25 protein-coding genes are annotated in these 24282 nt (G+C 68.2%); 14 read left to right on the top strand and 11 right to left on the bottom strand.

Features of this window, described 5'->3' with window-relative positions; genetic code table 11:
• Window positions 1-14 precede the first annotated feature (14 nt).
• The gene (locus A5655_RS02145; protein ID WP_067005038.1) at window positions 15-1109 is read right to left on the bottom strand and encodes a ferredoxin reductase; all 1095 of its coding nucleotides are present in this window, start codon (window positions 1107-1109) and stop codon (window positions 15-17) included.
• A gap of 70 nt (window positions 1110-1179) precedes the next feature.
• Between A5655_RS02145 and A5655_RS02140 the strand changes: the two genes are divergently transcribed.
• On the top strand, window positions 1180-1854 hold the full coding sequence (locus tag A5655_RS02140) for a TetR family transcriptional regulator (protein WP_067005036.1): 675 nt from the start codon (window positions 1180-1182) through the stop codon (window positions 1852-1854).
• A gap of 41 nt (window positions 1855-1895) precedes the next feature.
• Here the strand turns inward: A5655_RS02140 and A5655_RS02135 are convergent, their stop codons facing one another.
• Complete coding sequence (locus A5655_RS02135; RefSeq protein WP_067005034.1) at window positions 1896-2231, bottom strand: hypothetical protein; 336 nt, start codon at window positions 2229-2231, stop codon at window positions 1896-1898.
• 181 nt (window positions 2232-2412) lie between these two features.
• Between A5655_RS02135 and A5655_RS28155 the strand changes: the two genes are divergently transcribed.
• Complete coding sequence (locus A5655_RS28155) at window positions 2413-2709, top strand: DUF732 domain-containing protein (protein ID WP_197508568.1); 297 nt, start codon at window positions 2413-2415, stop codon at window positions 2707-2709.
• Between the two features lie 8 nt (window positions 2710-2717).
• On the opposite strand, the gene A5655_RS02125 is transcribed toward A5655_RS28155, so the two are convergent.
• The gene (locus A5655_RS02125; RefSeq protein WP_067005297.1) at window positions 2718-3323 is read right to left on the bottom strand and encodes a GNAT family N-acetyltransferase; all 606 of its coding nucleotides are present in this window, start codon (window positions 3321-3323) and stop codon (window positions 2718-2720) included.
• 51 nt (window positions 3324-3374) lie between these two features.
• On the opposite strand from A5655_RS02125, the gene A5655_RS02120 reads away from it, so the two are divergent.
• The 3 genes from A5655_RS02120 (at window position 3375) to A5655_RS02110 (ending at window position 6617) form a co-directional block, all read left to right on the top strand.
• Window positions 3375-4472, top strand: a complete 1098-nt coding sequence (locus A5655_RS02120) for a F420-dependent hydroxymycolic acid dehydrogenase (RefSeq protein WP_067005032.1) — start codon at window positions 3375-3377, stop codon at window positions 4470-4472.
• A gap of 70 nt (window positions 4473-4542) precedes the next feature.
• Window positions 4543-5241 carry a GAF and ANTAR domain-containing protein gene (locus tag A5655_RS02115; RefSeq protein WP_067005029.1) on the top strand — a complete coding sequence of 233 codons (699 nt, stop codon included), beginning with the start codon at window positions 4543-4545 and terminating at the stop codon, window positions 5239-5241.
• Between the two features lie 80 nt (window positions 5242-5321).
• Entirely contained in the window at window positions 5322-6617 is a 1296-nt protein-coding gene (locus A5655_RS02110; RefSeq protein ID WP_067005027.1) for an acyl-CoA dehydrogenase family protein, read from the top strand.
• Window positions 6618-6627: 10 nt separating this feature from the next.
• Here the strand turns inward: A5655_RS02110 and A5655_RS02105 are convergent, their stop codons facing one another.
• Window positions 6628-7083 (bottom strand): MaoC family dehydratase, encoded by a 456-nt coding sequence (locus A5655_RS02105; protein ID WP_067005025.1) that lies wholly within the window; start codon window positions 7081-7083, stop codon window positions 6628-6630.
• Window positions 7084-7136: 53 nt separating this feature from the next.
• On the opposite strand from A5655_RS02105, the gene A5655_RS02100 reads away from it, so the two are divergent.
• From A5655_RS02100 to ag85C, 6 genes are all read left to right on the top strand, one after another.
• Window positions 7137-7352, top strand: coding sequence for a hypothetical protein (locus tag A5655_RS02100; RefSeq protein ID WP_156764654.1), 216 nt, complete (start codon window positions 7137-7139; stop codon window positions 7350-7352).
• 20 nt (window positions 7353-7372) lie between these two features.
• Window positions 7373-7870: a metallophosphoesterase gene (locus tag A5655_RS02095; protein WP_067005021.1), complete on the top strand. Its 498-nt coding sequence runs from the start codon at window positions 7373-7375 to the stop codon at window positions 7868-7870.
• 56 nt (window positions 7871-7926) lie between these two features.
• Window positions 7927-8388: a MarR family winged helix-turn-helix transcriptional regulator gene (locus A5655_RS02090; protein ID WP_067005019.1), complete on the top strand. Its 462-nt coding sequence runs from the start codon at window positions 7927-7929 to the stop codon at window positions 8386-8388.
• Window positions 8385-9206, top strand: coding sequence for an ATP-binding cassette domain-containing protein (locus A5655_RS02085; RefSeq protein WP_067005017.1), 822 nt, complete (start codon window positions 8385-8387; stop codon window positions 9204-9206). The genes A5655_RS02090 and A5655_RS02085 overlap by 4 nt, the downstream gene beginning before the upstream one ends.
• Window positions 9196-10032: an ABC transporter permease gene (locus A5655_RS02080; RefSeq protein ID WP_369807141.1), complete on the top strand. Its 837-nt coding sequence runs from the start codon at window positions 9196-9198 to the stop codon at window positions 10030-10032. Before A5655_RS02085 ends, A5655_RS02080 begins: the two co-directional genes overlap by 11 nt.
• Window positions 10033-10232: 200 nt before the next feature.
• Window positions 10233-11264, top strand: a complete 1032-nt coding sequence (gene ag85C / locus A5655_RS02075) for a diacylglycerol acyltransferase/mycolyltransferase Ag85C (RefSeq protein ID WP_067005015.1) — start codon at window positions 10233-10235, stop codon at window positions 11262-11264.
• 32 nt (window positions 11265-11296) lie between these two features.
• On the opposite strand, the gene A5655_RS02070 is transcribed toward ag85C, so the two are convergent.
• The 5 genes from A5655_RS02070 to A5655_RS02050 form a co-directional block, all read right to left on the bottom strand.
• Entirely contained in the window at window positions 11297-12019 is a 723-nt protein-coding gene (locus A5655_RS02070; RefSeq protein ID WP_067005293.1) for a YoaK family protein, read from the bottom strand.
• 33 nt (window positions 12020-12052) lie between these two features.
• Window positions 12053-13393: a phosphotransferase gene (locus tag A5655_RS02065; RefSeq protein ID WP_067005013.1), complete on the bottom strand. Its 1341-nt coding sequence runs from the start codon at window positions 13391-13393 to the stop codon at window positions 12053-12055.
• A complete protein-coding gene (gene treS, locus A5655_RS02060) occupies window positions 13390-15168 on the bottom strand; it encodes a maltose alpha-D-glucosyltransferase (RefSeq protein ID WP_067005010.1) in 1779 nt (592 codons plus the stop codon). The genes A5655_RS02065 and treS overlap by 4 nt, the downstream gene beginning before the upstream one ends.
• Window positions 15169-15288: 120 nt before the next feature.
• Window positions 15289-16338, bottom strand: a complete 1050-nt coding sequence (locus tag A5655_RS02055) for a S1C family serine protease (protein WP_067005008.1) — start codon at window positions 16336-16338, stop codon at window positions 15289-15291.
• A gap of 111 nt (window positions 16339-16449) precedes the next feature.
• Window positions 16450-16914 (bottom strand): nuclear transport factor 2 family protein, encoded by a 465-nt coding sequence (locus A5655_RS02050; protein WP_067005006.1) that lies wholly within the window; start codon window positions 16912-16914, stop codon window positions 16450-16452.
• A 36-nt stretch (window positions 16915-16950) separates the two neighbouring features.
• On the opposite strand from A5655_RS02050, the gene A5655_RS02045 reads away from it, so the two are divergent.
• Window positions 16951-17376 (top strand): TIGR03668 family PPOX class F420-dependent oxidoreductase, encoded by a 426-nt coding sequence (locus tag A5655_RS02045; protein WP_067005004.1) that lies wholly within the window; start codon window positions 16951-16953, stop codon window positions 17374-17376.
• A gap of 168 nt (window positions 17377-17544) precedes the next feature.
• The gene (locus A5655_RS02040; protein ID WP_067005002.1) at window positions 17545-19692 is read left to right on the top strand and encodes an elongation factor G-like protein EF-G2; all 2148 of its coding nucleotides are present in this window, start codon (window positions 17545-17547) and stop codon (window positions 19690-19692) included.
• Window positions 19693-19777: 85 nt separating this feature from the next.
• Here A5655_RS02040 and A5655_RS02035 read toward each other — a convergent pair whose 3' ends face one another.
• On the bottom strand, window positions 19778-21340 hold the full coding sequence (locus A5655_RS02035) for a FadD7 family fatty acid--CoA ligase (RefSeq protein WP_067005000.1): 1563 nt from the start codon (window positions 21338-21340) through the stop codon (window positions 19778-19780).
• 220 nt (window positions 21341-21560) lie between these two features.
• Between A5655_RS02035 and oxc the strand changes: the two genes are divergently transcribed.
• Window positions 21561-23282, top strand: coding sequence for an oxalyl-CoA decarboxylase (oxc, locus tag A5655_RS02030; RefSeq protein ID WP_067004998.1), 1722 nt, complete (start codon window positions 21561-21563; stop codon window positions 23280-23282).
• Here oxc and A5655_RS02025 read toward each other — a convergent pair.
• A complete protein-coding gene (locus A5655_RS02025) occupies window positions 23266-24198 on the bottom strand; it encodes a LysR family transcriptional regulator (RefSeq protein ID WP_067004996.1) in 933 nt (310 codons plus the stop codon). The genes oxc and A5655_RS02025 overlap by 17 nt on opposite strands.
• Between the last annotated feature and the right edge of the window lie 84 nt (window positions 24199-24282).

The raw sequence follows: 24282 nt of genomic DNA, 5'->3' as shown, positions 1-24282 counted from the left end.
TCAAGGCTCGAAACCTAAAGGGCCAGATCGACGTCGCCGACCGGAACGGACACGCAGATCTGGACGTCCTCGTCGGCCTGGGTCGACACCGCGCCGGTGATCAGGTTGCGCACGGTTCCGGCGGTCTTGCGCCGCGTGCAGGTGTGGCAGATGCCCATCCGGCAGCCGTTCTGCGGCGTCAGCCCCGCCGACTCGGCCTGCTCCAGCAGCGAACGGCCATCGTCGACGACGTCGATGCCGCTGTCCGCGAACGCAATTCGACCGCCCGACGGATTCGCCGGCGCATCGAAGACCGGCGGCACGAAGCTCTCGGTGAAAACGTTCTCGCAGTGTTCCCGCACGGCCTCGACCAAAGTCGTTGGTCCGCAAACGAACACCACATCCGGGCTGGGCATCGCGGCGGCCAGGTGCTCCGCCCCGAAGCGGCCGGCGAGGTCGCCGGCCTCCGAGCGGGTGTAGCCGTGCAGCACGCGGACGCCGGGCAGGTCATTATGCGCGGCGAGTTCCTGGCGGTAGCACGCCTCCGCGGGGGTGCGGGCGTAGTGCACGAACGCGACCTCGCCCCGGTGGCGCTCGGCGATCAGCGTGCGCAGCATCGCCAGCACCGGCGTGATGCCGCTTCCGCCGGAGACGAACAGGATGCGCCGCGGTCGCGCCGCGGGCAACACGAAGTCGCCGCCGATCCCGTCCAGGCCGACCACCATGCCGCGGCGGGCCCGCTCGTACAGATAGCTCGACACCAGCCCGCCGTCGTGGTGACCAATCGTCAGCTCGAGGTTGGCGCTGCCCTCGGCGTTGGCCGGCGAGTAGCAGCGGGTGTGCCGGCGGCCGTCGATGTCGACGGTGAGGTTGACGTACTGGCCGGCTTTGACGGTGTGCGTGGACGCGAAGGCCTCATTGGGGGCGAGTGTGAGGGTGACGCTGCGCGGCGTTGTGCGGCGCACGTCGATGACCTTGGCGCGGGCCTCGCCCAGCGTCCAGGTCGGCGCCACCAGCTCGGTGTAGCGGTCCACACCGTGCGGACCGGTGAGGAGGCCTAGCAGGTCTGAGCCCAGGACGCGCTTGCGCAGAGTTTGCGCGAGGTTCCGGGTCGAAGTCTGAGTGAACATATGTACACCGTGCGCCGGTGCCCCGCAGGTAGTCAAGGGTTTAGTGCTGGTTTGTGGTAGGCTTCACATAGTGAACAGCCGTACTCCTAGCTCACGCCCGCATCGGTCGGGCCGAGAGCGGCCACGCGAGAACCCGTCGCGCGAGGAGCGCAAGGAGGCCACCCGCCGCGCCATCATCGCCGCGGCCCTCAAGCTGCTGCAGGACCGCAGCTTTTCCAGCCTGAGCCTGCGCGAGGTGACCCGTGAGGTCGGGATCGTGCCCGCGGCCTTCTACCGGCACTTCGAGTCGATGGAGGCCCTCGGGCTGGTGCTGATCGACGAATCGTTTCGCACCCTGCGCGACACCCTGCGCGGCGCGCGGGCCGGCCGGTTGGACCCGAACCGAGTGATCGAGTCGTCGGTCGAGACCGTCATCGCCAGCATCACCGATCGCCGCGAGCACTGGCGATTCATCTATCGGGAACGCTCGGGCGGGGTCACCGTGCTGCGCTACGCCATCCGCACCGAGCTGCGGCTGATCACCTCCGAACTGGCCACCGACTTGGCCCGTTTCACCGGGCTCAACGCGTGGAGCACCGAGGACCTCAACGTCCTGGCGACGCTGTTCGTGAACTCGATGATCGTCATCGCCGAGGCGATCGAGGACGCGCAGACCACCGAGGCCATAGAAGACATCCGGCGGCTCGCCGTCAAGCAGCTGCGGCTGATCACCATCGGCATCGCCGGCTGGCGAAGCGCTCCGTAGCGCCGGTCACTCCGTCGCCGGAGTGAACAACCGAGCACTAACTATTCGTCGACCACCTCGTAGAGCGAGTCGCCGTCTTCGGGCGTGCCGTCGATCTGGCCGCGGTGGGCGCGCCGGGGGCCGCCGTCATCGGTCGCGTCGAGCGTCTGGTCGGATACATCCGGCTCCTCCTCGGCCAGCCGGTCATCGAGGGATTCGCCTTCCCGCTCCTCGCGCGCGGTCAACCCGAAGCGGTCGGCTTCGCTCCAGCCCTCGGGTGGGTCGACGACGATGTCGCCGTCATCGTTGCGCAGCTCATCGGAGTCGGTGCTTTCGCTCGGGTTGAGGGTGTCGCCCGGACCGCCTTCCGCCGGGAAGTCGCCGTTGTCGTTAGCCATGCAGATCGGTTGCCCCGGCCCCCGGCGATTAAACTTTCGCCATTCCCGACATGGCGAAACCAGCAGGCGCATACGCTGCGATCGTCCCGGGCAACTTCACCGAGCAAGAAAGGCTCGGCCCATGTTTTTCCACGCATCTCCTTTCACAGCACTGGTCGCTGGGGCCGCTATCGGCGGGATCGTGTTTGCGCCGGCCGCCCTGGCGGACGTCGCCGACGACTCATTCCTGCAAGCTTTGGACGGCAACGGCATCCAGTACGGCACCGTCGACAACGCGATCCGCGTGGCCAGGGCTTACGTTTGCGACCAACTCGCCGCCAACCCGGGCGAACCGATGAACGATGTCGTTTCCGGGGTCGCGGACAACACCAACTGGTCCATCGCCGACAGCGCTTTCTTCACCACGTCGGCCATTACCGCGTACTGCCCGCAGTACCAATACATCGCCAGTGGGCCGACGAACGTGCCGATTTCGTAGGCACAGTTCTACCGCGGGTCCCGCCACATCGCCCACAGCGTGGGGCCGCCGTCGGGGAACTTGATCTCGCGGGTGACGCCGAACCCGAAACGTTCGTAATAAGGCACGTTTTCGGGCTTGCTCGACTCGAGATACGCCGGGCAATATTCGGCATCGCAGCGATCCAGGCGGGACCGCATCAGGGCCTGGCCGTAACCCTGGCCGCGAACCGTCGGGTCGCTCCCGATCACCGCCAGGTACCAGTGCGGTTCCTCGGGATGTTCCTGCTTCATGAGTTCCTGCACCGTGCGCGCCCTCGCCGAACGCAGGCCGAACACCCGGATGAAGTTCGGCAGCATCGCCAGCTCTTCTGAGCGCGAGTGCTGCCACCGATTCGGCGGATCCCAAAGGGCCGCGCCGCCGACGCCCGGCCCGTCGTCGGCCACCTCCACGCCGCCTCGGGCCAGATGGTGGCGGCGGGTCATCGTCGCGAACAGCCGGACCAGCTGCGCCGGCCGCGCATTGTCGTCGGGCAGCATCCACGTGGTGACCGGGTCGTCGTAGAACGCCCGGGCCAGCGTGCGTGACAGCTCGCGGATGTCGGCTTTGCGCGCCGGGCGCGCCTCTGGGGCCACCCACGCCACGTTAGTGCGTGTGACGGGCCGCGTGACGGGTATGCGGGGCCGGTGACCGGCATCTCGCGGCGGACGCTCGGGCGGATGGCCGCCGGCGCGGGCGTGCTCGGCGCGGTCGGACTGCCGCAGGGCTGCGGCACGCCGCCGTCCGACCGCGGCAAACCGACCGGTCCGCCGCCTGCGGCGGGTAAGGGCGTCGGGGTCGTGCTCTCGCACGAGCAGTTCCGCACCGACCAGCTGGTCGCGCACGCCCGGGCGGCCGAGCAAGCAGGCTTTCAGTACGTGTGGGCCAGCGATCACATCCAGCCGTGGCAGGACGACGAGGGCCATTCGATGTTTCCGTGGCTGACCCTGGCCCTGGTCGGCAGCGCCACCAGCCGCATCTCGTTTGGCAGCGGGGTGACCTGCCCGACCTATCGCTATCACCCGGCCACCGTGGCCCACGCGTTCGCATCCTTGGCGATCCTCAATCCGGGGCGGGTCTTTCTGGGATTGGGCACCGGCGAACGGCTCAACGAACAGGCCAGCACGAACGCGTTCGGCAATTACGCCGAGCGTCATGACCGACTGGTCGAGGCGATCGGCCTGATCCGCCAGCTGTGGAGCGGTTCGCGAATCTCCTTCTCCGGCCGCTACTTTCAGACGAACGCGTTGCGGCTCTACGACACGCCCGCGACTCCGCCGCCGATTTTCGTCGCGGCCGGCGGGCCCAAGAGCGCAAAGCTGGCCGGGCAGTACGGCGACGGCTGGATCACCCAGGCTCACGACGTGACCAACCCGAAGTTGCTCGCCGCATTCGGCGCGGGGGCGCGGGCCGCCGGGCGGGACGCCGCCGATTTGGGAAAGCGCGCCGAACTTTTCGCGGTCGTCGGTAACAACGACGTGGCCGCCCGCGCCGCCACCCTGTGGCGCTTTACCGCCGGCGCCGTCGACCAGCCCAATCCCGTTGACATCCAACGTGCCGCGCAGTCCAATCCCATCGACAAGGTGCTCGCGAATTGGGCGGTCGGCTCCGATCCCACGCCCCATGTCGACGCCGTGCAGAAGGTTCTCGACGCCGGAGCGATCCCCTTCCTGCACTTCCCCCAGGACGACCCGGTCACCGCGATCAACTTTTACCGCGGCAACGTGCTGCCCAAGCTGCGGTGAAAAGCGGCCCGGGTAATTTCACGCGACGGTGGGTATCCGAAGGGCTGCGAACAAGCCGCAAGCGAACACCATGGACCTTTCACACCCAACCTCCAACCACGCGCTGGCCCTACGGATGGCCGAGCTCGCCCGTGCGATTTCCGCGCCGCGCGCGCTCGAACAGGTACTCGCCGATGTGACCGCCGCAGCCGTCGAGCTGATACCGGGCGCCGACGTCGCGGGTGTGCTGCTCGTGAAACGGGGCGGCGACTTTGAGTCGCTGGCCGACACTGCCGAGGTGGCCGGACAGCTCGACAAACTGCAGCACGACTTCGGCGAAGGGCCCTGCGCCGAAGCCGCTCTCAAGCAGACGATCGTGCGGACCGACGACCTCCGCAACGAGCCGCGGTGGCCTCGATACGCGCCGGCGGCGGTGCGGCTGGGTGTGCTCAGCAGCCTCTCGTTCAAGCTCTACACCGCCGACCGCACGGCCGGCGCGCTGAACCTGTTCAGCTACCGCGCCGGCGTGTGGGACACCGACGCCGAGACCATCGGATCGGTGTTCGCCGCGCACGCGGCCGCCGCCATCATGGCCGGGCGCCACGGCGAACAGATGGAATCGGCGCTGTCGAGCCGAGACCGCATCGGTCAGGCCAAGGGCATGATCATGGAACGCTACGGCGTGGACGACGTGCGAGCCTTCGAGATGCTGCGGGCGCTCTCCCAGGAGAGCCAGGAGAAGCTCGTCGACATCGCGCAGCGTGTCATCGACACCCGCGGCGACCACTGATCCCCCACCGCCCCGATCTAGGATGGGGTGGCTTATCAACGAGTCCGGTGCGACGCCGCGCCGGGGAACGGTTGGCCAGGATGTGGGACTTCGAAACGGACCCCGAATACCAGGCGAAGCTGGACTGGGTCGAAAAGTTCATGGTCGACGAGCTGGAACCGCTCGATCTGGTGGCGCTCGACCCGTATGACAAGAAGAACGCCGAGATGATGGCGATCCTGCGGCCGCTGCAGCAGCAGGTGAAGGACCAGGGGTTGTGGGCCGCGCATCTGCGCCCCGAGCTCGGCGGCCAGGGCTTCGGTCAGGTCAAGCTGGCGCTGCTCAACGAGATCCTCGGGCGCTCCCGGTGGGCGCCGTCGGTCTTCGGCTGCCAGGCGCCCGACTCGGGCAACGCCGAGATCCTCGCGCTGTTCGGCACCGACGAACAGAAGGCGCGCTACCTGCAGCCGTTGCTCGACGGCGAGATCACCTCGTGCTATTCGATGACCGAACCGCAGGGCGGTTCGGATCCCGGCATGTTCGTGACGGGCGCGACCCGCGACGGCGACGACTGGGTCATCAACGGCGAGAAGTGGTTTTCCAGCAACGCCAAGCACGCGTCATTTTTCATCGTGATGGCGGTCACCAAACCCGACGCTCGCACCTACGACAAGATGTCGCTGTTCATCGTTCCGGGCGAGACGCCGGGCATCGAGATCATCCGCAACGTCGGGGTCGGAGGCGAGTCCGGAAAGCACGGCTCGCACGGCTATGTCCGCTACCACGACGTGCGGGTGCCGGCCGACCATGTGCTGGGCGGCGAGGGCCAGGCGTTCATGATCGCGCAAACCCGACTCGGCGGCGGTCGCATCCACCACGCGATGCGCACGATCGCGTTGGCGCGCAAGGCATTCGACATGATGTGCGAGCGGGCGGTGTCACGCAAGACGCGGCACGGCCATCTGTCCGACTTCCAGATGACCCAGGAGAAGATCGCCGACAGCTGGATCCAGATCGAGCAGTTCCGGCTGCTGGTGCTCCGCACCGCGTGGTTGATCGACAAGCACCACGACTACCAGAAGGTGCGCCGCGACATCGCGGCGGTCAAGGTCGCCATGCCGCAGGTGCTGCACGACGTGGCGCAACGCGCCATGCATCTGCACGGCGCGCTCGGCGTCTCCGACGAGATGCCGTTCGTCAAGATGATGGTGGCGGCCGAGTCGCTGGGCATCGCCGACGGCGCCACCGAGCTGCACAAGATGACGGTGGCACGGCGGACGCTGCGCGAATACCAGCCCGTGACAACGCCTTTCCCGTCGGCGCACATACCGACCCGGCGGGCCGAGGCCGAGGCCAGACTGGCCGAGCGCCTGGAACATTCGATCGCCGAGTTCTAGCGCCGAGCATTCAGGAGATGTAGCGAACGATGCTTTCGGCCACGCACGCCGGCTTGGGCGAACCCTCGATCTCGACGGTGGTCGACACGGTCGCCTGCGCGGCGCCGTCACCGAGGTCGTCGACGCTGACCAACGAGCTCTGGGCACGCACCCGCGAGCCGACCGGCACCGGGGCTGGGAAGCGAACCTTGTTGAGGCCGTAGTTGATTGCCAGCTTGATGCCGTTGACGGTGTACATCTGGTGCTGCAACCGCGGCAGCAGCGACAGGGTCATGAAACCGTGGGCGATGGTCTTGCCGAACGGGCCGGCCGCCGCCCGCTCCGGGTCGACGTGGATCCACTGGTGATCGCCGGTCGCGTCGGCGAACATGTTGACGTCTTCCTGGGTGATGGTCACCCAGTCGCTCTGCCCGATCGTCTCGCCCGCCGCGGCGGCGAGGTCGGCCACTGAATCGAAGGTACGCATTGGTTCTCCTCGGGATGCTGACGATGCCCGCATGCACCCTATCGGAGCCGATCATGGCCGTTTCGCGCAACGCCGCGCGGGAAAACCTGAGTCCCATGCCGGAAAACAAAGGCCACCGAGCCGAGGAAGACGTAGAACCCGAAGCGCACGAAGCTCGCTCGCGGGCGTCCGAAGGAGACGACGACGGATCATACGTGGGCGCGGCGGGTTCCGACGACACTTTCGACGCCGGCGAGACGGGCGCCGAGGCCCGCAGTCAGGACGGCTAGCGGTAGCGCAAGATGGCGGCGTGAGGCTGCTGCTGATTGCCGATACGCACGTGCCGCGGCGCGCCCGCGACCTGCCCGCCCAGGTATGGGATGAGGTCGCGAGGGCGGATGTGGTGGTGCACGCCGGCGACTGGGTATCGACCGAATTGCTCGACGCCCTGGAAGCCAGGGCCGCGCGGCTGGTCGCGTGCTGGGGAAACAACGACGGGCCGGCGTTGCGCGCGCGGCTGCCCGAACGCGCCGACGTGACGCTGAACGGGCTGCGCCTGACCGTCGTCCACGAGACCGGCGCCGCGACCGGCCGGGACGCGCGCATGTCGCGGCTGTACCCCGACCGCGACGTGCTGGTATTCGGCCATAGCCACATTCCGTGGGATACGACGACAAACACCGGCTTGCGCCTGCTCAATCCGGGATCGCCGACGGATCGCCGTCGGCAACCGTCCTGCAGCTACATGACGGCCGCCGTCGACAAGGGCGAGTTGACCGACGTGGTCCTGCATTCGCTCGAAAAGTAGCTGGGATCTAGCCCACACACAGCTCACACCCACATTTAGCTCGTAAACAGAGGTATATGGGGGCAATAACTTCCAGCACCGATGTGGTCGCCGAGCTGTTCGGCGTCGTGGGCAGGTTTCGTCGGCAACTTCGCCGGTCGACCGGTCGCGGGCTGGATTCGGCGCGGCTGTCCGAGGCCCAGGCGGAGCTGTTGTGGCTGGTCGGACGGCGACCGGGGATCTCGGTCAGCGCCGCCGCGGCGGAGCTCGGCCTGGTGCCCAACACCGCATCCACCTTGGTGTCCAAGCTGGCCGGCAACGGCTTGCTGATCCGGACCGTCGGCGAGTCGGACCGCCGCGTCGGCCAGCTGCGGCTCGCCGAGCCCACCCAGCAGCTCGTCGACGCGTCCCGGGCGGCGCGCCGGGCGCTGGTTTCCGAGGTGCTCGGCGAACTCGATGACGATCAGATCGATTCCCTGACAAAGGGATTGGAGGTTCTCGACACAATGACACGACGACTGCAGGAGCGGCGATCATGACCGAACGACTGCCAATGGCGATCGACTGCCGGAACCTGACCTACCGGTACGGCCAATTCACCGCGGTCGACGACGTGACGTTGCAGGTGCGGCCGGGCGAGACCATGGGCCTGCTGGGGCCCAACGGCGCCGGAAAGACGACGCTGGTCCGCATGCTCACCACGTTGACGCCGGTGCAGCGGGGCGAGTTGCGCATTTTCGGCATGGACGCCCGTGACCAGACCATCGACATCCGCAGCAACATCGGCTATGTGCCGCAACAGCTTTCCGTCGAGCCGGCGTTGACCGGGCGGCAGAACGTGCTGTGGTTCGCGCGCCTGTACGGGGTGCCGCGCGCCCGCCGGGCCGAGCGGGTGGAACAGGCGCTGGGCGCCATGGAGCTGCTCGACGTGGCCGACCGGCGCGCGGGCGCCTACTCCGGCGGCATGGTGCGCCGCCTGGAAGTGGCGCAGGCGCTGGTGAACCGCCCGTCGCTGCTGGTGCTCGACGAGCCGACGGTCGGGCTGGATCCGATCGCCCGGGATGGTGTCTGGCAGCAGGTGCGCAGCATGCAGGCCCAGTTCGGCATGACGGTCCTGCTCACCACCCACTACATGGAAGAGGCCGACGCGCTGTGTGACCGGGTCGCGCTGATGCACCGCGGTCGATTGCGGGCCGTGGGCACGCCCGCCAAGCTCAAATCGACCGTGTCGCCCGGCGCCTCGCTCGAGGACGTGTTCCGCCACTATGCGGCAGAGGACCTGTCCAACCGGACGGAATCGCCCGGCTCCTTCCGCGAGATCCGTTCCAGCAGAAAGGTTGCCAGCCGTGCCAGTTGACAGTGCCCGCATCGTCCCCACCGCCCCGGCGGCCACCCTGGTTCGCGCCCCACGCGGGTGGCAGCGGGTCCAGGCGACGCTGGCGCGGGTCGGTGCGTTCGCGATCGTCGAACTGCAGAAGCTGCGGCACGACCGGACCGAGCTCGTCACCCGGATGGTGCAACCGGCACTGTGGCTGCTGATCTTCGGCACGACGTTTTCCAAGTTGCACGTCATCCACACCGGGTCGGTGTCCTATCTCGCCTTCCTGGCGCCCGGGATCATCGCGCAGTCGGCGCTGTTCATCTCGATCTTCTATGGCATACAGATCATTTGGGACCGGGACGCCGGCGTGCTGGCCAAGCTGATGGTGACGCCGGCGCCAGCGTCGGCGCTGATCACCGGGAAGGCGTTCGCGGCCGGTGTGCGCTCGGTCGCCCAGGTCGTCGGCGTGCTGGCGCTGGCGTACTTGATGAACGTCGGCCTGACCGTCAACCCGCTGCGGATCCTGGCGGCGATGGCCGTCGTCATGCTCGGCGCGGCGTTCTTCGCCTGCCTGTCGATGACGCTGGCCGGCCTGGTTCTCAGCCGCGATCGCCTGATGGGAATCGGCCAGGCCATCACGATGCCGTTGTTCTTCGCGTCCAACGCGCTCTACCCCGTCGACGTGATGCCCGCGTGGCTTCGGGCGCTGAGCAAGGTCAACCCGCTCAGCTACGAGGTGGACGCGCTGCGGGCGTTGTTGATCGGCACCCCGTTCAACCCGGCCGACTTCATCGTGCTGGTGGGGGCCGCCTTGATCGGAATCGCCACGGCATCAACGCTTTTGCGCCGGCTCGTCGCGTAGGCCGTTGCACTGGAACAGCTTCGAGATCCAGTCGTGACCGGAATGTGACGATTCCCGGCCGACTCCCAATCGTTAACCAACCGCGATCTGCCACTGCGGCCACGACAGACGAATTACGCCCTCCCCCTGTGTTTCACTGCGCAGGCGAACAGATTCGACCGCGTCACGCGGCAGATGAAAGTTGGGATGGGTAGAGAGCTATGTCGTTCTTCGAAGAGGTGCGGAAGGTGCGTGGCGCGGCGGCGAGGATGCCGCGCCGGCTGGCCATCGCTGCTGTGGGGGCTGCCCTGTTGTCGGGTCTGGTCGGCGCCGCCGGCGGTGCGGCTACCGCGGGCGCGTTCTCGAAACCGGGACTCCCGGTGGAATACCTGCAGGTGCCATCGCCGTCGATGGGCCGCAACATCAAGGTGCAGTTCCAGCCCGGCGGAGCGCACGCGGTCTACTTGCTCGACGGTCTGCGGGCGCAGGACGATTACAACGGTTGGGACATCAACACCCCGGCCTTCGAGGAGTTCTACCAGTCCGGCCTGTCGGTGATCATGCCGGTCGGCGGCCAGTCCAGCTTCTACAGCAACTGGTATCAGCCGTCGTCCGGCAACGGGCAGAACTACACCTACAAGTGGGAGACGTTCCTTACCCAGGAAATGCCCGGCTGGCTGCAGGCCAACAAGCAGGTGTCGCCGTTCGGCAACGCCGCCGTGGGCCTGTCGATGTCGGGTGGTTCGGCAATGATCATGGCCGCCTACTATCCGCAGCAATTCCCTTATGCCGCTTCGCTATCCGGCTTCCTCAACCCGTCCGAGGGCTGGTGGCCGACCCTGATCGGTTTGGCGATGAACGACTCCGGTGGCTACAACGCCAACAGCATGTGGGGTCCGTCCAGCGACCCGGCGTGGAAGCGCAACGACCCGATGGTCCAGATTCCGCGGTTGGTCGCGAACAACACACGGGTCTGGGTCTACTGCGGTAACGGCACCCCCAGCGACCTCGGTGGCGACAACATGCCGGCGAAGTTCCTGGAGGGCCTCACGCTGCGCACCAACGAAACCTTCCAGAACAACTACGTGGCCGCGGGCGGACGCAACGGGGTGTTCAACTTCCCGGCCAACGGGACGCACTCGTGGCCGTACTGGAACCAGCAGTTGGTTGCCATGAAGCCCGACATCATCCAGGTGCTCAACAGCATCAACACCACCGCTCAGCCGGCACAGCCAGCACAACCAGCCGCCTGAGCCCCAAGACGGCATGGGCAGCAGCGCACCGGTCAGCGCTGCTGCCCATGCTTTTGGTCCGACTTGTCGTTCAGCAGCGCGCGCCGGTCGGAATGGAAGTACGTGTACCCGGTCGTCAACGCGCACACGGACGTGGCGACCACCAGCATCCAGGTGCCGTTGACGACCAGGCTGATGCAGCCGCCCACCACGGCGCCCAAGACGAAGCTGCTGAATAGCAGGAAGTAGCCGAGCCAGTCCGCCGCGCTACCGCCGGCGATGTGGCGTTCGATGCCCTGGCCCATCTTGACCAGCGTGCCCGTCACGTAGCTGAGCGGAACGGACACCTCGCCGTCCTTGACGAACGACGTGTTCAGCGCGCCGATAGCGAAGGCGACCAACATGATTGGGGCGAAATCGAGAAGGTTTTCTTCCCATCCCTCGTCGAGCAGGTCCACCACGGTGGCGGCCAGCAGGCTGAAGGTCGTGAGCACGGTGGGGCCGTGCGGATGCGCGACCCAGAAATGCCTGCGGCACACCGACGCGATCACCACGCCGGCGACGAAGCACACGATCAGCAGCGCCGCGGACACCGAGAGCACGACGTCGCCGCGGAAAAACCCGAGCGCACCACGCTGCGCATTGCCGGTCATGAACGTGACGAAATATCCGGCCGAGTGGGTGAACGCCGTCGCTCCCAGCACGCCGGCCAGCCCGGCCAGCACCCACGACAACCTCGCCTCGCTGTTGAAGACCTCTTTCCCCACGCGGGACATGTTGTCAGACACGGCCCGTCGGCGCAGCCGCATCTAGGCGGCCGTCAGCCGGGTGATGGACCGCAGCGGGATCGGCAGCCAACCCGGCCGGTGCCGCGCCTCGTAGCCGGCCTCGTACACCGCCTTGTCGAGCTCGTAGGCGGCCAACAGCTGCGCCGAATCGCGCGGGTCGGTGCCGGACACCGCCGCGTAGCCGTCACAGAACGCGGCGCAGTTGCGCTCGACCCATTCGCGGGCGCGGGCGGCCAACTGCTTGTCGGCGCCCTGGTCGATCAGCGGCCCGTAGGCGGCGTACTCGAAGGAGCGCAACACACCGGCCACGTCGCGCAACGGCGAATCCGGCGCGCGCCGCTCGTCGAGCGGCTGCCCCGGTTCGCCTTCGAAGTCGATCAGCAGCCAGCTCTCCGGTGTCCGCAGCACCTGCCCCAGGTGCAGGTCACCGTGTACCCGCTGCATGGTGATCGTCTCGCCGGCCAGCTTTTGGAATCGCTCCTCGATCGTCGCCGCGTACTCCTCGAGTTCGGGCACCTTCGCGACCGTCGACGACAGCCGGGCCAGCACGGTGTCGACCGGGAACGTGGCGTCGGCGGTGCCGAGGCACTCCGCCAGGGTGGCGTGTACGGAGGCCACGGCTTCGCCGAGCCGGTTGGATTCCGCGGCGAAGTCGCCGCCGACCTCGTGGGCGTACAGGTCGCCCTCCGCGAACAGGTCGCGCACGCTGGCGGTGGCCATGGCCCAGCCCTCGGCGGCATTGGACGCGAATTCGGTCACCATGCCCAGGGGCCACGGCTCCCCGCCCGGCGGGGCCATCTCGTAGGTGCCGAGCAACCGGGCCACGTGCGGATTGCCGGCGCGGGCGAGCGCCCGGTTCAGTTCGATGTCGGGGTTGATGCCGCTGCTGACCCGCCGAAAGACCTTGAACATGGCGTCCCGGTCGAAGATCACGCTGGTGTTGCTCTGCTCGGCGTCGGAGACGTGCGGCAGCGCGTCCAACGGCAGCTCGACGCCCGGCTCCTTGGCAAACGTCACCTGGTCGCCGTCCGAGCCGCGCACGGCCGCCGAGTCGATGAGCGAGAGCAGAAACCGCGGCGCGTCGTCGTCGTACAGCGCGTCGAACCCGGTGCGGTCGTCGGCGGCGCCGATGGTGGCGACGGTGCTGTACTCGGACACCGGCGCGGAGTCCCACCGCACGATCACCTGGTAGCGCTCCGACGAGCCGTCGGTGTAGCGGGCGTCGACGAGGACCAAATCGAGGTCCTCGCGCAGCGGCACGATGACGCCGGGCTCGGCGCCCGACAGCTCGCGGTTGCGTCCGGCGTACCACCGTTGCTGCGGAAGCCACTCAGACCAGGGCAGCTTGGCTGGGTGGGTCATGCGCGCGGCTCCTCTTCGCATCCGGTCAACTGGAACCAGTAGAACCCGTGTCCCGGCAGTGTCAGCAGGTAGGGCAGGTGTCCGACGCGTGGGAACTCCACGTGACCGGTCAGCTCCACCGGTGTGCAGCCGCTCCATTGCTGGAGGTTCAGCTCAATCGGCTGGGGGAACCGGGACAGGTTGTTGACGCACAGCACGGTGTCCCCGTCCTCGGCCGCGTGCCGCACGAACGCCAGGACCGACGGGTTCGACCCGCCCAGTTCCTCAAATCGTCCGATCGCAAAAGCTTTGTGCCGGCCCCGCACCGCCAGCATGACCCGGGTGAAGTTGAGCAGGGACGTCGAGGTGTCACGCTGCGCCTCCACGTTGACGGCCTGATACCCGTACACCGAGTCCTGGCTGGGTGGCAGGTACAGCCGGCCCGGATTGGCCTTGGAGAATCCGGCGTTGCGGTCCGGTGTCCACTGCATCGGGGTCCGCACCCCGTCGCGGTCCCCCAACCAGATCACGTCGCCCATGCCGATCTCGTCACCGTAGTAGAGGACCGGCGAGCCGGGCAGCGACATCAGCAGCGCGGTGAACAGCTCGATTTGATTGCGGTCGTTGTCCAGCAGGGGCGCCAGGCGGCGGCGGATGCCGACGTTGGCCTTCATCCGCGGATCCTTCGCGTACTCCGCGTACATGTAGTCGCGCTCTTCGTCGGTGACCATCTCCAGCGTCAGCTCGTCGTGATTGCGCAGGAAGATCCCCCATTGCGCCAGGTCCGGGATCTCCGGCGTCTGCGCCAGGATCTCCGAGATCGGGAACCGCGATTCGCGGCGGACCGCCATGAAGATGCGCGGCATCAGCGGGAAGTGGAACGCCATGTGGCACTCGTCGCCGCCGGTGCTGGCGTCCCCGAAGTACTCCACGACATCGCCGGGCCACTGGTTGGCCTCGGCCAGCAGCACCCTTCCGGGGAACTCGTCGTCGACGACCTTGCGGACGCGCTTGAGGAACGAGTGTGTCTCGGGCAGGTTCTCGCAGTTGGTGCCCTCACGCTCGAACAGGTAGGGCACCGCGTCCAGGCGAAACCCGTCGATCCCCAGCCCCAGCCAGAAGCGAATGACGTCGATCATCGCCTCCTGAACGGCCGGGTTCTCGTAGTTCAGGTCGGGCTGGTGGGAAAAGAACCGGTGCCAGTAGAACTGGCGGCGGACCGGGTCGAAGGTCCAGTTCGATTCCTCGGTGTCGACGAAGATGATGCGGGCGTCGGTGTACTTCTCGCTGGTGTCGCTCCACACGTAGTAGTCGCCGTACGGCCCGTCGGGATCGTGCCGGGACTCCTGAAACCACGGGTGCGACTCGGAGGTGTGGTTCATCACCAGGTCGGTGATCACCCGGATTCCCCGCTCGTGGGCGGCGTCCAGCAACGCGACGAAGTCGTCCACCGTCCCGAACTCGGGCAGCACCTTGTAGAAGTCCCGGATGTCGTAGCCGCCGTCACGCAGCGGGGAGTCGTAAAAAGGGGGCAGCCAGATGCAATCGATACCGAGCCACTGCAGGTAGTCCAGGCGTTCCATCAACCCCCGCAGGTCACCCGACCCGTCGGCGTTGGCGTCGAAGAACGCCCGGACCAGCACCTCATAGAAGACCGCGTGCTTGAACCAGGTCGGGTCGGCGGGCAGCGCCACCGCATTCTCGAAATCCTCGGCGTTCGGATGCTCGACCACGCCGCCCTCGACGTGACTGCCCCCCGCGGGATCGTGCTCGACTGCGTCTCTTGCGTCGTTCATCAATTCCACGATGCCACGGGTACCCGACAGGGCGCATCGGGAATCACGACCGCAAACAGACGACCAATCGCGATGTGCCGCAAGCGAATCCGACCGGAGGCGGGCATTATCCGCGCGGCATCAGGCCGGCGGCCCGTCCGCCAGCGTCACGGGTCCGCTGCGATCTCCGTCACCCTTGGCGCGCCAGTGCAGGGTGATGGTGTCGCCGGGGTGATGCGGGACGAGCACGTCCGTCATCGAAGTGGCCCCGGTGATCGGGGTGTTGTCGACCCCGGTGATGACGTCGCCGGCCGAGATCCCGGCCGCCGCCGCCGGACCGCTGCCGACCACGCGTTCGACCCGGGCGCCGTTGCCGCCGTTGTCGGTCACGCCCAGGCCCAGGAAGGCCGTCGGGCCGATGTGCACCGTGTTCGATCCGGCGCCGGACCGGATCTGTCCGGCGACCCCCAGCGCCGTGCCGATCGGAATGGCGAAACCCTGACCGCCCGACATCTTGTAGCTGTCGGTGGCCGCGGTGTTCATGCCGATCACCTGGCCGGCCTCGTTGACCATGGGGCCGCCCGAGTCGCCGGGCCTGATCGCAGCGTCGGCCTGGATCAACCCGCCCAGGTTCTCCTCCGCCCCGGTCAGGGTGTCGGTCGCGGAGACGCTCTGGTTGAGGGCGACGACCTTGCCGGCCACCGCGCTCGGCGTCCCGCCCTGACCACCGGCGTTGCCCAAGGCGACGACCGGCTCGCCGACCGTGGCGCCGCCGCCGATGTTGGCGGCGGGCAGGCCACCCCCGCCACGCAGCTGCAGGACCGCAACGTCGGCGGTCCGGTCGTAGCCGATGACGTCGACGGCGTAGGTCTGGCCGTTGCCGACGGCGAACGCGCTGATGTCGGTGGCGCCCGAGATCACGTGGTTGTTGGTCAGGATGACACCGCCCGGATCGATGACGATGCCGGTTCCCGCTCCGACGGCGTTGTTGTAGCCGAACTTGGTGCTGATGTCGACGACCTGGGGCCCGACCCTGCCGACGATGCCCGAGGGGTCCAGTGGCGCCAGGGGCGCGTCGTGAGCGGGCGACGCGGACGCCGGCACCGCCGTCATGCCCAGGCCCAGCCCCACCGCGGCCAGCACGCTGACCGACCACGACCACCAGACTGAGCGGTGGTGCCATTTGCTCATACCGTCACCTCCTGCGACGCAGTAAGAACCAGAATTTGGCCCAGCCTCCCGGTCTGGGTAACACGACTCGATGTGTATAACCGTAATGCAGATTGCTATTCACAACAGTGGTCAGGCCCCTTGGGCGGGCGCGATGGGATGGGCCAGGTGGTGCCTGACGTCGCCGACCATGTCGATGAGCGTCAGATCGCGGTAGCAAAACCGCCACCGGTCGTCCACGCGTTCGAATCGGTCGTGATAGCGGCCGGTGACGATGGTCTGCAGCGGCAGCTCGTCGGTCTGCTGGAGCACCGTGTAGTAACTGCGGCAGCTCGCGGTGCCGGCCTGTTCATCGATCTCGATGATCGGATTGGTCGTCACGTGCTTGGTTCGCGGCGTCCCGTCCGGGTGGAGCACGATCAGCGATTTCCAAATCCCCAGCAGCCGGGCCGCGTCGACGGTGTCCGGTTCGGCGTCCGAGCCGCCGATGCGGATACGCGCGTGTCGGAAGAGCTCGGCCGCTCCGGCCAGGTCCCCGGCGTCGATGCACTCGGCGTAGCGGTACAGCAGGTTGGCGATCTGGGTCTCGGCCAGCATGCGGTTAACCTAGCGCGGCGGCCCTAATCTAGGGCAGTGGGCGAATTCGACCCGAAGGCCAGATTCTCAGAGTCGCCGATAGCCCGCCTGGCCACCGCCACGCCCGACGGCGCGCCGCACCTGGTGCCGGTGGTCTTCGCCGTCGGCGAGTCCGGCCTCGCCGAACACGACGTGGTCTACACGGCCGTCGACGCGAAACCCAAGACGACGCGACTGCTGCGGCGCCTGGGCAACATCGAACGCAACCCACAGGTCAGCCTGCTCGTCGACCACTATGCCGACGACTGGGCGCGGTTGTGGTGGGTCCGCGCCGACGGTCTCGCCGCCATTCATGTCGACGGCGAGGCGATGGAGAACGGCTTGCGGCTGCTGCGCGCCAAATACCCGCAGTACCAATCCGTTTCGTTGGATGGCCCGGTCATCGCGGTCACGGTGCGGCGCTGGTCGAGCTGGCACGCCTGACCCGACGGGCGCCGGCACCGATCCGGCCGGACAATCCGCCCCCAATTGTGGCTGCCCGGTGGCCTTGTGTTGGGCGGCAGTTGGGGGAAAAGTTGCCTACGGGCGTCCTGTGGTCCAGAACACACCGTGCCACGGCACGCCGCAGCGCTGCGGAACTGGAGGAAAGTCATGGCGGACAAGGCGAACGCTTCGCTGGGCGTGGGGGCCGCTCCCACCGCGAACGGTCCGGGCGATGTTCGCAACGTGGTCCTGGTCGGGCCCTCCGGCGGCGGCAAGACCACCCTGGTGGAGGCGCTGCTGGTCGCCGCCGGCGTGCTGACTCGACCGGGCTCGGTCACCGAAGGCAGCACGATCTGCGACTACGACGAGGCCGAGATTCGGCAACAGCGCTCCGTCGGCGTCGCCGTGGCGTCCCTGTCGCACGACGGCATCAAGATCAACCTGGTCGACACGCCCGGGTACGCCGACTTCGTCGGCGAGCTGCGCGCCGGGTTGCGCGCGGCGGACTGCGCGCTGTTCGTCATCGCCGCGAACGAGGGCGTCGACGAACCGACCAAGTCGCTCTGGCAGGAGTGCAGCCAGGTCGGAATGCCACGGGCCGTGGTGATCACCAAGCTCGACCACGCGCGGGCGAACTATTCCGAGGCGCTGGCCGCCGCGCAAAACGCGTTCGGCGACAAGGTCTTACCGCTTTACCTGCCGACCGGGGACGGCCTGATCGGCTTGCTGTCACAGAAGCGCTACCAGTATTCCGGCGGCAAGCGGACCATCGATCCGCCGGACCCGGCGGACGCCGACCGGATCGAGGAGGCGCGGGGCAGCCTGATCGAGGGCATCATCGAGGAATCCGAGGACGAGTCGCTGATGGACCGGTATCTCGGCGGCGAGTCGATCGACGAGTCGGTGCTCATCGAGGACCTGGAGAAGGCCGTTGCCCGGGGCTCCTTCTTCCCGGTGATCCCGGTCTGCAGCGGCACCGGCGTCGGCACCCTGGAACTGCTGGAGGTCGCCACCCGCGGCTTCCCGTCGCCGATGGAACACCCGCTGCCGGAGGTCTTCACGCCGAACGGTGCGACGCACGCGACGCTGGCCTGTGACGCCGACGCACCGCTGCTCGCGGAGGTGGTGAAGACGACGTCGGACCCCTACGTCGGCCGGGTGAGCCTGGTCCGGGTGTTCTCCGGCACCATCAGGCCCGACACGACGGTTCATGTGTCGGGCCATTTTGCGTCGTTCTTCGGCGAGACCAACGGCAACGGGCATTCGCACCCCGATCACGACGAGGACGAACGCATCGGCGTCCTGTCGTTCCCGCTCGGCAAGCAGCAGCGCCCGGCGGCCGCCGTGGTGGCGGGTGACATCTGCGCCATCGGCAAGCTGAGCCGCGCCGAAACCGGCGACACCCTTTCGGACAAGTCCGAGCCGCTGGTTTTGCGGCCGTGGACGATGCCCGAGCCGCTGCTGCCGGTCGCCATTCAGGCGCACGCCAAGACCGACGAGGACAAACTCTCGGTCGGGCTGGGGCGGCTGGCCGCCGAAGACCCGGCGCTGCGGATCGAGCAGAACCAGGAAACGCACCAGATCGTGCTGTGGTGCATGGGCGAGGCCCATGCGGGCGTCGTCCTCGACGCACTCGCCAACCGGTACGGCGTCACCGTGGACACGGTCGAGCTCCGCACCCCGCTGCGAGAAACCTTCGCCGGCAAGGCCAAAGGGCACGGCCGCCACATCAAGCAGTCCGGGGGGCACGGCCAGTACGCGGTGTGCGACATCGAGGTGGAGCCGCTGCCGGAGGGTTCCGGGTTCGAATTCGTCGACAAGGTGGTCGGCGGGGCGGTGCCGCGAAACTTCATCCCGAGTGTGGAGAAGGGTGTCCGCGCGCAGATGGAAAAGGGCGTGCACGCGGGTTACCCGATGGTCGACATCCGCGTCACGTTGTTCGACGGGAAGGCCCACAGCGTCGACTCGTCGGACTTCGCGTTCCAGGCGGCCGGTGCGCTGGCGCTGCGGGAGGCGGCGGCGGCGACCAAGGTGACCCTGCTGGAACCGATCGACGAGATCTCGGTGCTGGTGCCCGACGATTTCGTCGGCGCGGTGATGGGCGACCTGTCGGGGCGCCGCGGACGCGTGCTCGGCACCGAGGCGGCGGGCAACGAACGCACGCTGGTAAGAGCCGAGGTGCCGCAGGTCGAGCTGACTCGGTACGCGATCGACCTGCGTTCGCTGGCGCATGGGGCCGCGTCGTTCACCCGCTCTTTCGCGCGCTACGAACCCATGCCCGAGTCCGCCGCGGCCCGGGTGAAAACCACGGCGTGACGGGGGACGGTAGTTTCGCCGAGATTGCCGCCATGGTTGTGCAGACGTCAAAATCACGACCCTCACGGCAATCTCGGCGCGCGCCTCAGGATTGAGCCCCGCGACCGAATTTCTCGGCCACGGCGCGGCGGTCCAGCGAGCCCTTCGCGGTGTGCGGAAGGTCGGCGGCTTCGGTGAAGGTGGCGGGGACCTCGAAGACCGCCAGCCGCTCGCGGCAGAACACGGCGAGCTCGGCGGTCGTCGGCGCGGGTGATTCGCGGGGCACGATCACCGCGGCCACCGTCTCCCCGTACATCTTGTCCGGCACGCCGAACACGGCCACCTCGAGGACGTTGGGATGGGTCGCCAGGACACCCTCGACGCGCTCCGGCGAAATCTTCTCCCCGCCCCGGTTGATCAGTTCTTTGATTCGGCCGCGGATCGTCAGATCGCCGGCGGCCGAAAGCGATCCCAGGTCGCCGGTGCGCAGCCATCCGTCGGTGAAGTTCGCGGCGGTGATCGCCGGGTCGCCGAGGTAGCCGCGCATCACGGTGGTGCCGCGCAGCCAGACCTCCCCGACGGAGCCCGCGGGCAGGGCCCGACCGTCTTTTGGTCCCGCGATCCGGATCTCGGGCCCGGTGGACCGGCCGACGAGACCCGGTGTGGCGGACGGGCTTTCGCTCTGGCCGGCGCCGGTGGTCGCCACCTGGTGAGTGGCCTCGGTCATGCCGAAGGCGCACACCACCGGCGCCGAAAAGGTCTCCTCCAGCGCCTGGGCGGTCTCCGCGGTGAGCGGCGCGCTGCAGCTGCGGATGAAGCGCAGCGCGGCCGGCTTGTTGTCCGCCTGTTCGGTCTTGTTGCGCTCCAACAGGATCTGGTGAATCGTCGGGACCGCGGTGTACCAGGTGGCCCCGACGGCGTCGATGTCGTCCCAGAACGTGTGCGCGGAGAACCGCCCCCGCGCCGGCAGCGCCACCGTGCCCCCGGACGCCAGCGTCGACAGCAACGCGGCGATCAGCCCGTGACCGTGGTAGAGCGGCATCACCGCGACCGTGGCATCCTGCGGGCCCAGCCCGTAGCCGGCGATGACCGCCCGCACCGAGTCGGCGATGTTCTTGTGCGTCCACGGCACCATCTTCGGCACGCCCGTCGTGCCGCCGGTGAACATGATCATCGCGTCGTCGTCGGACAGCCCCTGCGGGGTCGAAACGTCTTGTCCCGGCGCGGTCGCGGCGTTCAGCCGCACCGTCGGCGTGCCCTCTCCAGATCCGACGGTCACCGCGATCGGCCACCGCCGCAAGTCCGGCTCCCGGTCGTCGCCGGGGGCCGGGCCGTCGACCAGCACCGCCCGCGCCCCCGCCGCCTCGCTTCGGGCCCGCTGTTCGCCGGCGGGCAAGGCCGGGTCCAACGGAACCGCGATCAGGCCGGCCCGGGACGCCGCCAACAGCCCGACGACGAACTCGGCGTTGCTGCCCGCGCGAAGCGCGACCCGATCACCCGGCGACAGGCCGGCCCGATTCAGCTGCCCGGCCAGGTCGTCGACCAGGCGAACCAGGTCGCGGTAGCTGACCGGCGTGCGATCGGCGCCGACGACGAGCGCCGCCGCGTCCGGTCGCCGGCTCGCCGCGACCTCGACCAGATCGGCGACGGTGTGGTTGCCTGTCTTCATCGCCAAACCCCTTTCGCTGAACGTGAAAGCTCCTGCTCGAACCATGCCGCGAGACCTCGGTGTCCGTCCAATACCGATCCGCTCACGATCGATAGCCGTCGGCTATCGATAGACGGCGTGAATCGCTGCATAGCGGCTTAGTCTTGGACACCAACGCGCACCGAGACGACAGTGATGACTTAGCCAGCCACCGGCAACACTCACCGAGGAGGCCGCCACCATGACTCGCTTGACCGACGGCTTTCACCTCGTCGTCGATGCCCTCCGGGCCAACGACGTCGACACCATCTACGGCATCGTCGGTATCCCGATCACCGACCTGGCCCGCACCGCCCAGGCGTCCGGCATCCGCTACATCGGCTTTCGGCAGGAGGCCTCGGCCGGCAATGCCGCCGCGGCCGCCGGGTTCCTCACCCGCCGCCCGGGCGTGTGCCTGACGACGTCGGGTCCGGGGTTCCTCAACGCCCTGCCCGCGCTGGCCAACGCCACTACGAACTGTTTCCCGATGATCCAGATCTCGGGTTCCAGCAATCGCGCGATGGTCGACCTGCAGCGCGGTGACTACCAGGACCTCGACCAGCTCGACGCCGCAAGGCCTTTCGCGAAGGCCGCATATCGGATCGGCCGGGTCGAGGACATCGGGCGCGGCGTGGCGCGCGCGATTCGTACCGCGATCTCGGGGCGCCCGGGCGGCGTCTACCTCGACATCCCCGCCGACGTTCTGGGCCAGGCCATGGAGGTGTCGGCCGCGTCCGCCACCATTTGGCGGGTCGTCGACCCGGCGCCGCGCCAGCTGCCGGCGCCGGAGTCGGTCGATCGCGCGCTGGCGGTGCTCAGGCGGGCGCGGCGGCCGCTGATCGTGCTCGGCAAGGGCGCCGCGTACGCCCAGGCCGACGGCGCGATCCGGAAGTTCGTGGAGGACACCGGGATTCCGTTCCTGCCGATGTCGATGGCCAAAGGGCTGCTGCCCGACTCACATCCCCAGTCCGCGGCGGCCGCGCGCTCGCTGGCGATCGCCCGCGCCGACGCCGTCCTGCTGGTCGGGGCCCGGCTGAACTGGCTGCTCGGCCATGGGGAGCCGCCGCAGTGGTCGGCCGATGCCAAATTCGTCCAGATCGACATCGCGGCATCCGAATTCGACAGCAACCGGCAGATCGAGGCGCCGCTGGTCGGCGACATCGGCTCGGTGATGGCGGCGCTGTGTGACGCGGCGGCCGCGGATCCCGTTGTCGCGCCCGCCGAATGGGTCGACGAGCTGGCCGAGCGCAAGGCCCGCAACGAGGCCAAGATGCTTCAGCGGCTCGCCGAGGACCCGCACCCCATGCGGTTTTACAACGCGCTGGGCGCCATTCGCTCTGTGCTGCAGGAAAACCCGGGGGTCTATGTGGTCAACGAGGGCGCCAACGCGCTGGACCTGGCCCGCAACGTCATCGACATGGAGTCGCCGCGGCACCGGCTCGACACCGGCACGTGGGGCGTGATGGGCATCGGCATGGGATACGCCATCGCCGCCGCGGTGGAGACCGGCGACCCCGTCGTCGCGATCGAGGGCGACAGCGCGTTCGGGTTTTCCGGCATGGAAGTCGAGACGATCTGCCGCTACCGGCTGCCGGTGACCGTCGTCATCCTCAACAATGGCGGCGTCTACCGCGGCGACGAGGCGCCGGCCGACCCGGCCGCGACCGGGTCGGATCCCGCGCCCACCGTGCTGAACGCGCGGGCGCGTCACGAGCTGATCGCAGAGGCGTTCGGCGGCAAGGGATATCACGTCACCACCCCCTCGGAGCTGCGCACCGCGCTGGCCGAGGCGATCGCCGGCAAGGGGCCGTCGGTCATCGACTGCGAACTCGACCCGGCGGCCGGCGTGGAAAGCGGGCACCTGGCGGGGCTCAACCCCAGCAGCGCGGCGGCTCCGCCGCCAGTGGTCAGCGCCGGCGCGTGATGCCCAGCAGGTGCGCGTCGAAGAACTCGTTGAGCCGCAACTGTTGCGCGCACGCGGTGAGCGCGCGGGCGACGGGTGAGCCCGGCCCGGAAGAGTTTGTGGCCAGCGCGATCTCGGCCTTGAGCACCGGGTCGATCATCTCGACCGCGCGGATATCCGCTCCGAGCGGCGAAGTCCACAGCCAGGTGTGCGGGACGATGCACGCCCAGTTGCCCGTGGCAACCTGTGCCAGTAGCGAAGCGACGGAGTCGGTTTCGACCTGTGGGGTGACGGTGATCCCGTGGCCGGCGAAGGCTTCGTCGATGATCTGGCGATCGCGCATGTCGGCGGTGAGCAGCGCCAGCGGTAGCTGCGCCGCCTCGGGCCAGGTCAGCGTCGACGCGCCGGCGGGCAACATGCTGGCCGTCGACAGCAGCACGTAGTGCTCCTCGTAGAGGGGCACCAGGTTCACGTCGTGGGCATCGTCGGTGGCGGTGTGCACGATGGCGGCGTCCAGGTCGAACTGGCGCAGGCGCCGATACAGCTCGGTGGCGGCCAGCCGGGAGAGGATTTGCACCTTCGCCAGCGGATGCTCGGAACAGAACGCCGAGAGCACCAGCGACGCCGTCGTCGAGGCGGTGGGCACCGTGCCCAGCCGCAAGGTTCCCGCGATGCCGGATCGCACGGCGTGCACCTCGGCCTTGAACGCGTCGTGTTCGGCGAGAATCCGTTTGGCCCACACGACCAGTCGCTCGCCCTCGGGCGTGAGACCCTCAAAGCTGTGTCCGCGGTTGATCAGCGTGACGTTGAGCTCGCGTTCGAGCTTGCCGATCGCGGCGGACAGCGCGGGTTGCGAGACGAAGCACTTCTCGGCCGCCCTGGCGAAGTGGCGCTCCTGGGCGACCGCAACGAAGTACTCCAGTTGACGGAAAAGCACCCGCGCGCTCCTTGGTGTTCGGGCTAGGCCCTCGGGCACCGGCCTGGCTGAGGCTAACACGCCTTTGCTGCCGCGAAAGCCGTT

This window comes from Mycobacterium sp. 1081908.1 (genome assembly GCF_001673535.1).
Classification (GTDB): domain Bacteria; phylum Actinomycetota; class Actinomycetes; order Mycobacteriales; family Mycobacteriaceae; genus Mycobacterium.
This window is presented reverse-complemented; position numbering and strand designations above follow the sequence as displayed.